Annotated in this window: 11 protein-coding genes; 10 read left to right on the plus strand and 1 reads right to left on the minus strand. The window is 37.5% G+C overall.

The window, feature by feature from the left end; genetic code table 11:
• Positions 1 to 125: 125 nt before the first annotated feature.
• Both ACSHWW_RS01870 and ACSHWW_RS01875 read left to right on the plus strand, forming a co-directional pair.
• Entirely contained in the window at positions 126 to 2,489 is a 2,364-nt protein-coding gene (locus tag ACSHWW_RS01870) for an alpha-amylase family glycosyl hydrolase (protein WP_435680701.1), read from the plus strand.
• 5 nt (positions 2,490 to 2,494) lie between these two features.
• Positions 2,495 to 3,934, plus strand: a complete 1,440-nt coding sequence (locus ACSHWW_RS01875; protein ID WP_435680702.1) for an alpha-amylase family glycosyl hydrolase — start codon at positions 2,495 to 2,497, stop codon at positions 3,932 to 3,934.
• Positions 3,935 to 3,992: 58 nt separating this feature from the next.
• Here the strand turns inward: ACSHWW_RS01875 and ACSHWW_RS01880 are convergent, their stop codons facing one another.
• A complete protein-coding gene (locus ACSHWW_RS01880) occupies positions 3,993 to 4,193 on the minus strand; it encodes a hypothetical protein (RefSeq protein WP_435680703.1) in 201 nt (66 codons plus the stop codon).
• A gap of 164 nt (positions 4,194 to 4,357) precedes the next feature.
• Between ACSHWW_RS01880 and ACSHWW_RS01885 the strand changes: the two genes are divergently transcribed.
• From ACSHWW_RS01885 to ACSHWW_RS01920, 8 genes are all read left to right on the plus strand, one after another.
• Complete coding sequence (locus tag ACSHWW_RS01885; RefSeq protein WP_435680704.1) at positions 4,358 to 4,693, plus strand: arsenosugar biosynthesis-associated peroxidase-like protein; 336 nt, start codon at positions 4,358 to 4,360, stop codon at positions 4,691 to 4,693.
• Between the two features lie 258 nt (positions 4,694 to 4,951).
• Complete coding sequence (locus ACSHWW_RS01890) at positions 4,952 to 5,551, plus strand: DUF6624 domain-containing protein (RefSeq protein WP_435680705.1); 600 nt, start codon at positions 4,952 to 4,954, stop codon at positions 5,549 to 5,551.
• 183 nt (positions 5,552 to 5,734) lie between these two features.
• On the plus strand, positions 5,735 to 6,802 hold the full coding sequence (gene arsS / locus ACSHWW_RS01895; RefSeq protein ID WP_435680706.1) for an arsenosugar biosynthesis radical SAM (seleno)protein ArsS: 1,068 nt from the start codon (positions 5,735 to 5,737) through the stop codon (positions 6,800 to 6,802).
• Position 6,803: 1 nt separating this feature from the next.
• Positions 6,804 to 7,490 (plus strand): TIGR04282 family arsenosugar biosynthesis glycosyltransferase, encoded by a 687-nt coding sequence (locus tag ACSHWW_RS01900; protein ID WP_435680707.1) that lies wholly within the window; start codon positions 6,804 to 6,806, stop codon positions 7,488 to 7,490.
• A 45-nt stretch (positions 7,491 to 7,535) separates the two neighbouring features.
• Entirely contained in the window at positions 7,536 to 10,745 is a 3,210-nt protein-coding gene (locus tag ACSHWW_RS01905; protein WP_435680708.1) for a SusC/RagA family TonB-linked outer membrane protein, read from the plus strand.
• Positions 10,746 to 10,798: 53 nt separating this feature from the next.
• The gene (locus ACSHWW_RS01910; RefSeq protein WP_435680709.1) at positions 10,799 to 12,250 is read left to right on the plus strand and encodes a SusD/RagB family nutrient-binding outer membrane lipoprotein; all 1,452 of its coding nucleotides are present in this window, start codon (positions 10,799 to 10,801) and stop codon (positions 12,248 to 12,250) included.
• Positions 12,251 to 12,422: 172 nt separating this feature from the next.
• Positions 12,423 to 13,769: a sodium:solute symporter family transporter gene (locus ACSHWW_RS01915; protein ID WP_435680710.1), complete on the plus strand. Its 1,347-nt coding sequence runs from the start codon at positions 12,423 to 12,425 to the stop codon at positions 13,767 to 13,769.
• The gene (locus ACSHWW_RS01920; RefSeq protein ID WP_435680711.1) at positions 13,754 to 14,578 is read left to right on the plus strand and encodes a metallophosphoesterase family protein; all 825 of its coding nucleotides are present in this window, start codon (positions 13,754 to 13,756) and stop codon (positions 14,576 to 14,578) included. The genes ACSHWW_RS01915 and ACSHWW_RS01920 overlap by 16 nt, the downstream gene beginning before the upstream one ends.
• Position 14,579 lies beyond the last annotated feature (1 nt).

A 14,579-nucleotide genomic window follows, 5' to 3' on the forward strand; every position in this document is an offset into this window, starting at 1 on the left:
AAACTAGCAAAGTCTTCATAAAGGTTTTCCCTTGAGGGAAACCTGCCTGACGGCAGTCAGGTGCCGATAGGCAAAGTATGTTTGCACCAGAGTAAAACCTATTACTTTAACGGATTAAATTTAATATGAAAAAACTACTCACCATAATCGCTGCTTTACTCATCATAAGTTGCGGTGATAAAAAAGAAGCAGAATCAGGCGATACAAGACCTAGCGTTATTGAAGCTATGACTTCTCCTATTTATGCAGCAACTGCAGGAACTGAAGTTTATACTTCAGACTATTTACTGGATGTAAATGAGTTAGATAGTATTACTTATGGAAAAGGAGTATTGTTCAATCCTAATGTTAAAAATGCTACTGAACCTTTAAAAATCAAGTTGGATTCTGTGGCGCCATATGTTTCTCATGTCACCTTATGGACTGACGGAATAAGAAATGATATTCCGGTGTTCAAAAGTACCTCTGCCATAATACCTATTAATTACTACGGGAATTCAGCAAATAAAAACGTGCAAATCAAAGGTGAGTTTACAAATTGGGCTCCAGTAGATTTAGAAATAGAAGGTGACCGATTAGTTTATAACGCTATAGTTCCTCAAGGTAAATTTCAATATATATTCCTTAAAAATGGTCAGGAAGAACGATTAACTGGTCAGGAAGATAATGTGATCAGCAATGGAATGGGTGGATTTAATCGAGTGATTGATAATTCAAGGAAAGCGGCACCTGCACAATTAAACTATGGAGAAATTCTAGATAATGGATTCACGTTTACAACCTCAAGCGCTTTAGAGAATATTGTGGTTATTTATGAAAACCAAATGATAAGTGCTGCTCAAAAAGGTAATTCTTATATTGTAGAATTGCCAGAGAAAAACTTTGCAAACCGTAAATCTAAAACGCAACTAGTAAGAGTATATGCCAGTGATGCAAATGGTCGCACAAACGACTTGTTAGTTCCAGTGCAAAATGGAGATGTTGTTAAAGACCCGTCACAACTGGCGCGATCTGATTTTCACAATCAGGTGTTATATTTTATGATGGTAGATCGTTTTTTGGATGGTGACGCTTCAAACACTAAACCAGTTCCAGATCCTGAAATTCTTCCCAAAGCAAATTACATGGGTGGAGACCTTGCTGGAGTACTTGAAAAAATTAAAGATGGCTATTTTGAAGAACTAGGAATCAACACCATCTGGTTGTCACCTATCACGCAAAATCCTGAAGGAGCTTATGGTTTATGGCCTGAGCCGAGGACCAAATTTAGCGGTTATCACGGTTACTGGCCTATCTCAAATACTAAAATCGATTACCGTTTTGGTGATGAAAAGATATTTAAAGAAATCATTGAAGAGGCGCATAATCGCGACATGAATGTGATCCTAGATTATGTGGCAAATCACGTCCACGAGGAACATCCATTATATAAGGAGCATCCAGATTGGGCTACTAACCTTTACCTTGAGGACGGCAGTTTAAATACCGAGCGATGGGACGACCAGCGATTGACCACTTGGTTTGACACTTTTATGCCTACACTGGATTTCTCAAAACCTGAGGTTGTTGAAAAAATGACAGATTCTGCTCTTTACTGGGTCACTAATTATGAGCTCGACGGTTTCCGTCATGATGCGACTAAGCACGTTCCTGAGGTGTACTGGAGAACACTCACACAAAAAGTGCGCGAGAATACTGATCGACCTATTTACCAGATTGGAGAAACTTATGGATCCTACGATTTAATACGCAGTTACGTGAGCACTGGGATGTTAGATGGGCAGTTTGATTTTAACCAGTATGATGCTGCTGTTTCCGCTTTCGCGAAAGCGGATGGCGACTACGCAAACCTCACAGAAACACTCTTTAAAGGTTTAGAATATTATGGGCACCACCATTTAATGGGTAATATCTCTGGAAACCAAGATCGAGCTAGATTTATAAGCTATGCTAGCGGTGATGTGACCTTTGAAGAAGATGCAAAAAAAGCTGGCTGGACGCGAGAAATAGGAATGAGCGACACAACTGCTTTTGATAGATTAGGAATGTTACAAGCATTTAATATGACGGTTCCTGGAATTCCAGTTATTTATTATGGCGACGAGTACGGTAGCATAGGAGCAAACGATCCTGACAATCGCAAGATGATGAAATTTAAAGATCTCTCACAGAGAGAATCTGACTTGAGAGAATTAGTTAGGAACCTTGTGGAACTAAGAAGAAACTCCATGTCATTATTATACGGTACCACTGAAGTAATAAGTGAAGCAAATGGATTGTTAGTGTTGAAGCGCACTTATTTTGGCGAGGAAACCATCGTTTATTTTAATGAAAATGCCATTGCTTTAAATGTTCATACTAAACCGACTGACCAGCAAAACATTGAAATTACTGCTCTTAATGCGCTGGAGTCTGGAAATAAAATCCAAGTAAAAGCACGTAACTTTGCTATGGTACAAACTAGAATTAAAGAAACTATTCAAGAATAAAATTTATGAAAAAATCAACATCACAATGGCTCATTCTACTCTTTACCGCCATGACTCTTTTCTCTTGTAAAGAAGCTGTAAAGGACACTGTGGAAAAATCTCCTGAAGAAACTAAAACAGCATACTCACCTATCACAGATGCAGATCTGGAAAACGCGGTGATTTATGAAGCAAACATAAGACAGTACTCTGAAAAAGGAACTTTTAATGAGTTTACTAAAGATATTCCAGAGCTTAAAAAGCTAGGTGTAAAGGTGATCTGGTTGATGCCTATTTTCCCTATATCTGAGAAGAATAGAAAAGCAAAAGGTGATTTACTAGTTGAGGATATAAAAGATCCTGCAGAGCGTGAAAAATACTTAGGAAGTTACTACGCTGTCGCAGATTATGAAAAAATAAATCCGGATTTAGGAACTGAGAAAGATTTAGAACAGTTAATTCAAACAGCTCATGATAACGGAATGTATGTGATCCTTGATTGGGTAGCAAATCATACAGGTTGGGATAACTTGTGGATAGAAAAGCATCCTGATTTTTATACTAAAGATGGTAAAGGAAACATCATCCATCCTAAAGGAACTGACTGGACAGACACTGCCGACTTGAATTATGACAATAAGGAATTATGGGATGCTATGGCAAGCTCCATGTTATCTTGGGTAGATAAGTATGATATTGATGGTTTCCGTTGTGATGTAGCGCATGAAGTTCCTACTGAGTTTTGGAACTATGCGTCTAAAGCAATTAGAGATGTCAAACCAGTTTTCATGCTCGCAGAAAGTGAAAAGAAAGACTTATTTCAAGGTGCTTTTGAAATGGGATACAATTGGGAAGGACATCATATCATGAACGAACTTGCTCAAGGAAAAACTGACGTAAACACGTGGGATGAATACATGATACGTGTGGAAGAAAATTATCCAGAAAACCACATTTTAATGAATTTCATCACTAATCACGATGAAAACTCATGGAATGGAAGCGTTACAGAACGTATGGGAGATGCTAGCGATGCGATGCTTGCTTTTCAATATGTAATTCCAGGTATGCCACTCATTTATTCAGGTCAAGAATATGGAATGACAGAACGATTAAAGTTCTTTGAGAAAGATCAAATCCCACACGAGAAAGGAAAAGTGTGGAATACTATGGAGAAACTAGGAGCTTTAAAAGCTAATAATCCTGCACTTAATGGTGGAAAAGATGCCGCTTCTTATCGACGAATCAATACTAGTGAGGACTCAAAAATATATGCGATAGAAAGAGAAAAAGAAGGTCATAAAGTAATCTATGTAGCAAATTTCTCAGAAGAATTAGTGGAGTTTAAAGCTCCTACCATTGTAGGTAAAATGACTGATGTAGTTAGAGGATCAGAATCAAATATTCCTGCAGACTACAACTTTACATTTCCGCCATACGGTTATCGCGTTTGGGAAGTGAAGTAATAAAACAAAAATTTGAAAAAATTAAAAAGGCTCTTTATTAAGAGCCTTTTTTAATTTATTACTTGTTGTCTGCTGCAATAGCGTCTGAGTCTTTGCGACTCTTAAGCATTGAAATTCCTGCAAAGAAGAAAATAACACCTAGTATAATACACGGCCATTTTGCATTTCCTATTTCCATAGATCCAAAAGCACTTAATACGCCTAGAATTAGAGCTATTGCTCCACCTACTGCCATTACTATTCCTAATATTTTTATCATGAGTTCTATTTATTGGTTTTGTTAAAAATACTTATAATATATAATTAGATGATAATCCTTAGTAAATTCTTATCACTTTATTAATTCAAATTTGTGAAATGGATTAAAATTATGACATTGTTTATGAGATTAGTATTGCATTACATTTGTAAAAAATAAAAGTAATGGATAAGACTTATTATGATCCTAAGGATCTTAGAAAATTTGGGAAAATCACGGAATGGAGTGAAGAATTAGGAACAAAGTTCTTTGATTATTACGGTAAAGTGTTTGAAGAAGGAGAATTGACTGCTCGTGAAAAATCATTAATTGCGCTGGCAGTTTCTCATGCAGTTCACTGTCCATATTGTATAGATGCTTATACAGGTGATGCACTTAAAAGAGGAATCACTAAAGGAGAAATGATGGAGGCTGTTCACGTTGCTGGAGCCATTCAAGCTGGAGCAACATTAGTACACGGTGTTCAAATGATGAATAAAGTCAATAAATTGGAAATGTAAGCAGGACGTTGACTTTGCACAGCAAAGTCTTACGTATCGCTTATCCCGATAATCTGCGACGAGCAGATTCATCGGGATCTGTTTGGGGATATAGTTTTTGCGCAGCAAAGTCTTACCTATCGCTTATCCCGATAATCTGCGACGAGCAGATTCATCGATATTTGTTTTTGAGATTTTTGTTGCTTTGCGAAACCATAGCCTAGAAATTTAGATATACCATCGTTTTTTAAATTGAAGAAAACCTTTAAGTCACTACCAATGAAATTCCCTGAAATTGCAGAGAAAATAATCGACCTCGAAGAAGCTGATTTAAAACTCAGAAATGAGCTTTTAAAAAAAGGAATTCTTGAGGACGGCTATAATGAAGAAATGGAGTTGTTGCATAATAAGAATGTGCAAATTCTAAATGATATTATATCTCAAATAGGATATCCTACGGTAGATCAGGTAGGTGAAAAAGCAAGTAACTCTGCATGGTTGGTCATTCAGCATGGAATCAGTCAACCAGCTTTTATGAAAAAGTGTTTAGGATTACTGGAAGTTGCTGTTGCTGCTGGAAAAGCAAATCCTATGAACCTAGCTTATCTAGCCGATAGGATTGCGGTTTTTGAAGAGCGTCCACAACTATACGGAACTCAGTTTGATTGGGATGAGCATGGAGCATTGAGTCCGCTAGAGATGGATGATGTTGTACATGTAAATGCTCGCAGATTAGAGTTAGGTTTAAATACTGTTGAAGCTCAAACTAAAGCCATGCGTGATCAAGCTTTTAAGGAAAAAAGAACATCACCAGCAAATTATAAGAACCGAAAAATAAAATATGATGCCTGGAAGAAAAAAGTAGGCTGGTTGAATTAGAACTATGAGAATTCCTGAAATGAAATTTAAGAGGATTGTAAATTCCTCCTTGAGTATTGTAAATTTCACCTCTAGATGGAGACTTTAAGTTTAATAGTGACAGATTTGTGAGATTTTCTGACTACTTATGCAAAACCGTAGCATGAATAACTACGTAAATAAATAAAAAAGAGACCATAATTTATGGCTGTAAATACCAAAACCTCTCTTCAAAAAAGAGATGCAGATTTAGCAAATATCAATAAGCAAATGGAAATCCTTAATGGAGAACCATTTTCAAACGGTGAATTGCCTTCGTTTGCAAAAAAAATAAAGGATACCACTGATCAGTTCCCACTCAGACCTAAAAAACTTGAAATCATTCAAGTAAATGTAGGTTATATGTGTAATCAAGTTTGTGCACACTGCCACGTGGACGCTGGACCAGATCGTAAAGAGATCATGACTCGCGATACTATGGATAAAATCGTTGAGATAATAAAAACTACTGGAGCACATACCTTAGATTTAACTGGTGGAGCGCCAGAGATGAATCCAGATTTTAGATACTTTGTAGAACAAGCAAGTGAAGCTGGAATTAAAGATTTTATTGTGCGTTCTAATCTTACTATCATAAGAGCAAATCCTAAGTATCACGATTTACCAGATTTCTTTAAGAAACATAATATACACGTTGTCTCTTCTATGCCGCACTGGACCAGAGGAAAAACAGATACCCAACGTGGTGATGGTGTTTTTGATAAGTCTATTAAAGCATTACATGAACTCAATGAGCGCGGCTATGGAATGCCAGGCAGCAGTTTGAGACTAGATCTAGTTTATAATCCTAGTGGAGCATATTTACCTGGTGATCAAGCGAGTATGGAAAAGGATATGAAAGCTGCCTTATTGGAAGACTTTGATATTCAGTTTCATAACTTATTTGCAATAACTAATTTACCTATCGCTCGATTCTTAGACTATCTGGTGGCAAGTGAGAATTATGAAGATTATATGTATGCACTCGTTGATGCTTATAATCCAGCAGCCGTAGAAAATGTAATGTGTACAAATACGATCTCAATTTCTTGGGATGGATGGTTGTACGATTGCGATTTTAACCAAATGCTTGATTTGAAAATCGACAATAAGATTCAGCATATAGATGATTATAACGAGGATTTAATTAATAATCGTAAAATTCAAATCTCTCAACACTGCTACGGCTGTACTGCTGGTGCAGGGAGTAGTTGTCAAGGTGTAGTCGCATAATATGATTAAGAAACGTTCACAGACCGCTATTTTACTTTTTGCCCAATCGGCACAGGTTGATACTACCAGTAAATCACTGGTAAATGTGGATGTGATGAATGTTTTAAATGCTAGAATTCTCAAAACAGTACAAGCATCGGGACTGGATTACTATCATTTTACAGAAAAAGAACAACGTGGTAATTCCTTTGCGAGCCGTTTCACTAATGCTGTTCAAGACGTTTTTGATAAAGGATATAAATCGATTATAAGCCTAGGAAACGATACGCCTTTACTCACCGTAGATTTAATTCATGCAGCAAAGACAGCCTTGCAAAACGGTAAAGCCGTTCACGGGAAATCTGCAGACGGTGGTTTATATCTCATAGGTTTGAATCGTGAGCAGTTTCAACCGCAATCGTTCGAGAATTTGCCATGGCAATCTCAACGCTTGACAAGTTCTTTTCATGATTATCTCAAGGACTTAGGTAGTGAAATAGATGTTTTAAAATCTCTTCAAGATATTGATTCTATGGACGACTTACGCCAGTTTCTTGCTGGAAAAGATGCTCGTGTAGAATTAATTGGGATGTTGTTGAATACGCTTTCGCGAAAGCAAAATTCTCATCATTATTCCAAGCAACAAAATATTAAAGTTACTCTCTTACAGCCTGCAAATAAAGGTTCTCCTCAATCCTTAGCTGCTTAAATTTCTTTCCCTATTCAGGGACTTTTTCAACTTTTATAATTTTTCATGAAGAGAATTACTATACTCATGTTGTTCCTATGTAGTTTTATAGGCGCAGCACAATACACAATTACAGGAACTGTGACCGATATTACTGGTGAACCTGTTGCCTTTGCAAACGTTGCAGAGCAAGGAACGCGTAATGGCACCACCACATCTACAGGCGGAATTTATACCATTACCGTTCAAGAAAATGCTACTCTCGTTTTTTCATTTATAGGTTATCAATCGCAAGATGTAACAGTGACAAGTTCCCAAACTCTCGATATAGTGCTGGAAGAAGGCGATTCTCTGGATCAAATCATAGTTACAGCGCTAGGTGTAAAAAGACAAGAACGAGAGCTAGGATATGCGGTGCAAACGCTGGATGCAGGCCAAATAGAAGAAGTTAAAGCCGTTAATTTGCTAGATAATCTAGCTGGTAAAATCGCTGGTATTTCAGTAACGCAAGGTGCGACTGGAGTAGGTTCTTCTTCAAAAATCACCATACGTGGCGAGGCTAGTTTCTCAAATAATAATCCGTTATTTATTGTGGATGGAACCCCAGTAAATAATAATACAGTATTCAATTTCACAAATGAAGCCGCTGCTGGATTCCAGGAAGTTGATTTTGGGAATGGAGCTGGAGAAATCAATCAAGATGATATCGCAAGTGTGTCTGTTCTTAAAGGTCCTGCAGCTGCAGCGCTTTATGGAACTAGAGCATCAAACGGTGCCATAATCATAGAGACTAAAAATGGTGGCAAGCAGCAAGGATTAGGTATTTCTTACAACACGAGCTTCTTTGTAGATACGGCTTTTCAATTACCACAATTTCAAAACCAATACGGTCAAGGAAACAGTGGTCAGTTTGAATACGTCGACGGACTAGGTGGCGGAATTAATGATAACATTACCTATTCTTGGGGACCGCGATTAGACGCTGGAATTAACATTGCCCAATTTGACAGTCCAGTAACATTGCCAGACGGAACGATTGTACGTGGTGGAGATACTTCTTTATATAGCGGTAATTCAATTACGCCTACAGCCTTCAATAGTAATCCCGATAATTTGAAAAACTTCTATGAAACTGGTCATACATTTATCAATAACATTGCGGTTTCAAATGGCTTTGAAAAAGGAAACTACCGTTTGAGTTTTACAGACTTGCGCAGTGAGAGCATTATTCCTGGAGTAAATCTAGATAGACAAAGTGTAGCTGCAAAGCTGAATTTTACACCTAGCGATAAAACAACCATACGCACGAGTATCAACTATGTAAATAGTGCGTCTGACAATAGACCATCAAACGGTTATGGAAGTGAAAATGTGAACTACTCTTTAGTAGCATGGGGACCACGATCTTTAAACATTGATAATTTAAGAAATTACTGGCAACCAGGTTTGGAAGGCGTACAACAGTATTCTTTTAATTATACATTCTTTGATAATCCGTATTTTATATTGAATGAGAACCGCAACAGCTTCGGTCGTGATCGTTTATATGGTAATGTTTCTTTAACTCAAGAACTCACTCCAGAGTTGACCGCAACTATAAGAACTGGGATGGATTATAGCAGCGAGAAGCGCCGTTTCTTAAGAGCATATTCCACAAATCGTTTTAGAAATGGAGCTTATGCAGAGCACGATGTCATGTATCGAGAAATCAATACTGACTTTTTATTGAACTATAAAAAGAAGTTCAACGACATCAGTTTTGACGCAAGTGTAGGAGGAAATCGTTTGAATCAATCGGCTTCAACCACTCAAGTGCAAACCACTAGTTTAGCGCAGCCAGGTATTTTTTCGTTGAATAATGCCGCGAGTCCTATCGAGAGTTTCGGGTTCCGTTCAGAGAAGAGAATTAATAGTTTATACGCTTTCGCGAAAGCAGGATACAAAAACTTCCTCTACCTAGAACTAACTGCTCGTAACGACTGGTCCAGTGCTCTAGCAACACCGTTTACAGCAGACAATACTTCATTTTTCTACCCATCAGTATCTACTAGTTTTATATTGAGCAATGTGGTGGAATTACCTAAAGCGATTGACTTTGCAAAAATTAGAGCCAGTTATGCTCAGGTAGGAAATGATACAGATCCTTATCAAACTCAAGGAACTTTTTTATCACAAACTCCAGTAAACTCACAACCTACGTTTACAAATCAAGACTTTATTCCTAACCAGAATTTAAGACCCGAAACTACTTCTAGTGTGGAACTTGGATTTGATCTTCGTTTCTTAAAGCAACGTTTGAATCTAGACTTCACTTACTACAATGCGGTAACATCAGACCAAATTCTGTCGTTGCCTATAGGAATCTCTTCTGGTTATAGTCAGCAAGTGGTAAATGCAGGATCTGTAAGAAACACAGGAGTTGAGGTTGTTTTAAACGCGATTCCAGTGCGTACAGATGATTTCCAGTGGAGTTCTACAGTAAACTTTGCAACAAACAGAGCTATTGTAGAAGAGTTGCCACAAGAAGAAGGACGTTTAACACTTGCTTATTCTAGAGTGTATAATAGTCAAGATCAAACGGTATGGCATCAAGTAGAAGAAGGCGGACGCATAGGAGATCTTTATGGAACAGGTTACCAGCGCAATGAAGAAGGTGATTTCATTCTCACACCAGACGGACGTTTTATTGCAGATCCAGAATTAAGAAAACTAGGAAATTATAATGCAGATTTTACCATGGGTTTCAATAACAGTTTTACCTATAAAAACTGGGATGCATCATTCTTACTGGATTGGAGACAAGGTGGGATTTTAGTTTCTAGAACGCTTGCTCTAGCCGCAGTAGGTGGACAGCTAGAAGAAACAGCAAACAGACCTGATGCCGGAATAGTGGCAGATGGTGTTGTAAACACAGGAACAGCAACAAATCCGGTTTATGTTCAAAATACCACAGCAGTAAGTGCAGAGAGTTATTACCGTCAATTTTACGACCGTAATCACGAGGAGAATAATGTTTATGATGCTAGTTATTTAAAGCTACGTCAGTTCTCTATAGGATATTCATTCGACCTCAATAAAGGAGCACTTGGATTATTTGACGATGGAGCAAAAATGAATGTTTCATTAATAGGTAGGAACTTGTTTGCCATCTCTGAAATTCCGCACTTTGATCCAGAACAGCTTGCGGTGCAAGGTCAAGGATTTGTAAGTGGTGTAGAAGATATGTCATACGCCTCTACAAGAAGCATAGGTATTAAAGCAGGAATACAATTCTAAATCTAAGTTTAAACTTAAGTTTAAATTTAAGTTTCAACCTTAATTATTTTAAAATGAAATATATATTTAATTACTGTTTGTTGTTATCGTTCGTTGGGATTTTATTCACTTCCTGCACAAACGATTTTGAAGAAATCAATACAAATTCAAATGCACCAGTAACCGTGCAACCTAGTTTATTGTTGAGACAAGTGATTTACAATTATGGAGAAGAAATGTCTTATGAAGGCTTTGTCGCTGGTGGATTGTTAGGGCAGCACATGACAGCGCTGGATTTCAATCTATTTGATAGACACGCGTTGAAAAGTCCGCAGTTAGGTGGAGATCCGTGGCCTATTTTTTACCGCAATTTGAGAGATAATGAATTGATTATTAATCAATCGAGATCTAGTGAAGCTTTTAAAGTTTATGAAGGTCCAGCTTTGATTTTTAAAGCATATATGACCGCAGCACTTACAGACATCTATGGAGATGTTCCATACAGTGAAGCATTCCGTGGACTAGATGGAATTGTACAACCTAAATATGATTTGCAAGAAGATATCTACCTGCAAGAAGGCGGAATCTTAGATAATCTAGACCAAGGAATTGCAGCTATTCAATCTTATACGGGATCTATCGCATTAGAAGGCGATGTACTTTATGACGGTAATTTAGACGCTTGGGTACGATTTGCAAACAGTTTAAAAATTAAAGCTCTAGTAAGAATATCAGATAAGGAAAATGTAAATACACGTTTACAAGCTTTATTTGATGATGGAAATTACATTACGGATAACACACAAAATGCAGTTTTTAACTTTAGTGATAGTGAACCTAATAACTTCCGTATGGCGCGATTGAGAGCTGGAGATTTCAACAATTTCGTGATGAGTGAAACGATGGAAGAAGTTTTAGAGAATTTAAATGATGCACGTGTCGATGTGCTTTTTAGAGCTCGAGGAAATAATGGTAATGGAGATGATTATGAAGGCTTACTAAACGGTATAGACGCTTCTTCAACATCAGTAAGCCTTGCAGATTATTCACTAGCCGGAACGATCTTTAGAGAAAATACAGGAATGCTAGATGCAAACTATATGACTGCTTGGGAAACTAACTTTTTACTTGCCGAAGCTGCCGAAAAAGGACTGATTACAGCACCAGCACAAACTTTATATGAAACTGGAGTCACACAAGCGCACGCATACTGGAATACAGCATTGCCTTTAGATTATTTAACAACTACAGCTGCTTATAGCGCAAACGGCAATGATCCTATCGAGCAAATCATTACTCAAAAATGGATAGCAAGTGTAATCAACGGTTATGAAGGATGGATTGAGTATAGAAGAACTGGTTTTCCTGCTTTAAAAAACATATCGGCTAGTTTAAATAATGATTTAATTCCAGTAAGAATGCCATATCCTGCAGAGGAAGCCGCACTCAATGCCGATAATTATAATACCGCAGCAAGTGCTACCAATGGTAATGATATTAATGTGCCTGTGTGGTGGGATGAGTAGTTTGAATTTGAACTCGAACTTGAACTTGAACTCGAATAAAGAATATTGATGAAGGATTAACTAATCTGTTAAGAATAAAAGTAAAACGAAAAACAAATATGGCTCAAATGTCAGTTCGAGCGGAGTCGAGAACAGTTTAAGAGCATTTATAAGTCTAAATCATATCCCAAAAGTGGAATTCCTAAAAGAAACATCAACCATACAATGGTTACTCATCATAGCGAGCAGTGTGATTTTTTTCATATTGGCGCCGTATGCAAAAGATGTTGCGACGTTTTTTAAGGCGGAACATCGAGGGAAACAACCTAGCATGGTCATGCTTACAGGAAGTTTAATCATCTCGTGGATTTTTGCAAAAAGTATTACAAATGCTGCAAATTTAGGATTGGCTTTTGGACTTGTAGGTGGCGTTGCTTATGCTGGTTATTACTTATCATTTGCAGTTGCAGGAATTATTATTTATCAGTTGCGAGTTCAAGGTGGATTTGAAAGTATTCATCATTTCTTAGGTTCTAAGTTTGGCAAAAGTGCTGTAAATCTATTTTCGATATTAATCAGCTTTAGACTATTTAATGAAGTATGGTCTAATACAATGGTGATAGGAACTTACTTTGGTGATATAGGTTCTACGGCTTATTATGCTGCCATAATTGTCTTTACATTACTCACACTAGCTTACACTTTAAAAGGCGGATTGAGCAGTTCTATATTTACAGATGTGATTCAGATGGTGCTTTTTTCTATATTACTCATCATCATTTTAGGAGTCATTTTTACTGAGCCCGAAGTGCAAGCTGGTGAAATGATAACCAGCGGTACTTGGTCCATGGAATTAGGTCTGAATTTATTTTTTGCGGCTATTTTACAAAGCTTCAGTTATCCGTTTCACGATCCAGTATTAACAGATCGTGGATTTATAAGTTCGCCTAGAATTACTAGAAAAAGCTTTTTATGGGCTGCTGTATTAGGAGCGCTTTGTATAGTCCTATTCAGCATGGTAGGTGTGTACGCGCAACAAACAGGATTAGAAGGTCAGGCAGCAGTTGAGGTTGCCAAAAAGTTAGGCGTAGTTCTATTACTTATTATAAATTTCATAATGATTACCAGTGCAGCAAGTACGCTAGATAGTACGTTTTCCAGTTTTTCAAAACTACTTACCATTGATTTAGGATTGGGAAAAACGGTAACTTTCGGTCGGGTAATGATGATTGTAGTTGCTGTTTTAGGTACTATTCCTGTTTTTCTAGATGCTGAGATTTTAAGTGCCACTACCATCAGTGGAACTATGGTCATAGGACTCACACCAGTTTTTTTATTATGGAAAATGGATGTTCCTAAAATCAGCTATTTCCTTTCTGTGATTGTAGGATTGGTCTTTGGTGTTTTGTTAGTTTTTGAGATTTTTCCTGAATCGCTCATTCACACCACTGGTAAATATTCCTTATTATTATGGATTAATTTCTATGGTATAATCACTAGTTTCATACTTTTTCTAATTCCCACATGGTTCAAAAAATAAAAGATTTAGGTCATAAACGTGGTAAAATGCTCCTTTTTGGAGGTGTTTATAGCAATTTTCAGGCGCTTGAAGCAGTAATGGAATTGGCTCGTGAGCACGATATTGAACCAGAGAATTGTATTTGCACAGGTGATATCATTGGATATTGCGGTCAACCTCAAGAAACTCTAAATGCATTTCAAAAGTGGAATCCTTACAGTATTTTAGGGAATGTAGAAATTCAGTTGCGAGATGATCAAGAAGATTGTGGTTGCGATTTTACAGCAGGATCTCGTTGTGATGGGTTTAGTGAGGTATGGTACGCTTTCGCGAAAGCGAACTTACACACCAACTCAAAAGATTATTTCAACACCTTGCCAGATCACATCACCTTTGAATATGGTGGTAGGACCATAGGAGTAGTTCACGGAAGCGCAGATCACGTATCACAGTTCATTTTCAAATCCAGCGATTGGGCAGAGAAAATAGAAAGTTACCAAGATCTGGAAGTAGATACCATTATAGCAGGTCATTGCGGTCTCCCATTTAGAGATGAATATGAGCATTTATTATGGCTCAATCCAGGAGTGATAGGCATGCCAGCAAATGATGGCGCAACGCACACTTGGGCAATGTTTCTAGATGATGCAGACGGTTTTGAGGCAACTCACGTTCCACTGACATATGACTATCAACAAGCCGTGAATTACATGAAAAACAACAACTTACCACAAGAATATGCGCGGACTTTAGAAACTGGAATATGGGATAATATGGAGATTTTACCAGATGAGGAACGACTATTGCAAGGGAAACCACAATCGTTTTAAG

The organism is Nonlabens sp. (genome assembly GCF_051251825.1).
Classification (GTDB): Bacteria; Bacteroidota; Bacteroidia; order Flavobacteriales; family Flavobacteriaceae; genus Nonlabens.

What these genes read in the sequence shown, in the direction of transcription:
- ACSHWW_RS01885 (WP_435680704.1), top strand. Translation starts at nt 4,358, where the DNA reads ATGGATAAGACTTATTATGATCCTAAGGATCTTAGAAAATTTGGGAAA.
- ACSHWW_RS01900 (WP_435680707.1), top strand. Translation starts at nt 6,804, where the DNA reads ATGATTAAGAAACGTTCACAGACCGCTATTTTACTTTTTGCCCAATCG.
- ACSHWW_RS01910 (WP_435680709.1), top strand. Translation starts at nt 10,799, where the DNA reads ATGAAATATATATTTAATTACTGTTTGTTGTTATCGTTCGTTGGGATT.
- ACSHWW_RS01920 (WP_435680711.1), top strand. Translation starts at nt 13,754, where the DNA reads ATGGTTCAAAAAATAAAAGATTTAGGTCATAAACGTGGTAAAATGCTC.
- ACSHWW_RS01880 (WP_435680703.1), bottom strand. Translation starts at nt 4,193, where the DNA reads ATGATAAAAATATTAGGAATAGTAATGGCAGTAGGTGGAGCAATAGCT.
- ACSHWW_RS01890 (WP_435680705.1), top strand. Translation starts at nt 4,952, where the DNA reads ATGAAATTCCCTGAAATTGCAGAGAAAATAATCGACCTCGAAGAAGCT.
- ACSHWW_RS01905 (WP_435680708.1), top strand. Translation starts at nt 7,536, where the DNA reads ATGAAGAGAATTACTATACTCATGTTGTTCCTATGTAGTTTTATAGGC.
- ACSHWW_RS01870 (WP_435680701.1), top strand. Translation starts at nt 126, where the DNA reads ATGAAAAAACTACTCACCATAATCGCTGCTTTACTCATCATAAGTTGC.
- arsS (WP_435680706.1), top strand. Translation starts at nt 5,735, where the DNA reads ATGGCTGTAAATACCAAAACCTCTCTTCAAAAAAGAGATGCAGATTTA.
- ACSHWW_RS01875 (WP_435680702.1), top strand. Translation starts at nt 2,495, where the DNA reads ATGAAAAAATCAACATCACAATGGCTCATTCTACTCTTTACCGCCATG.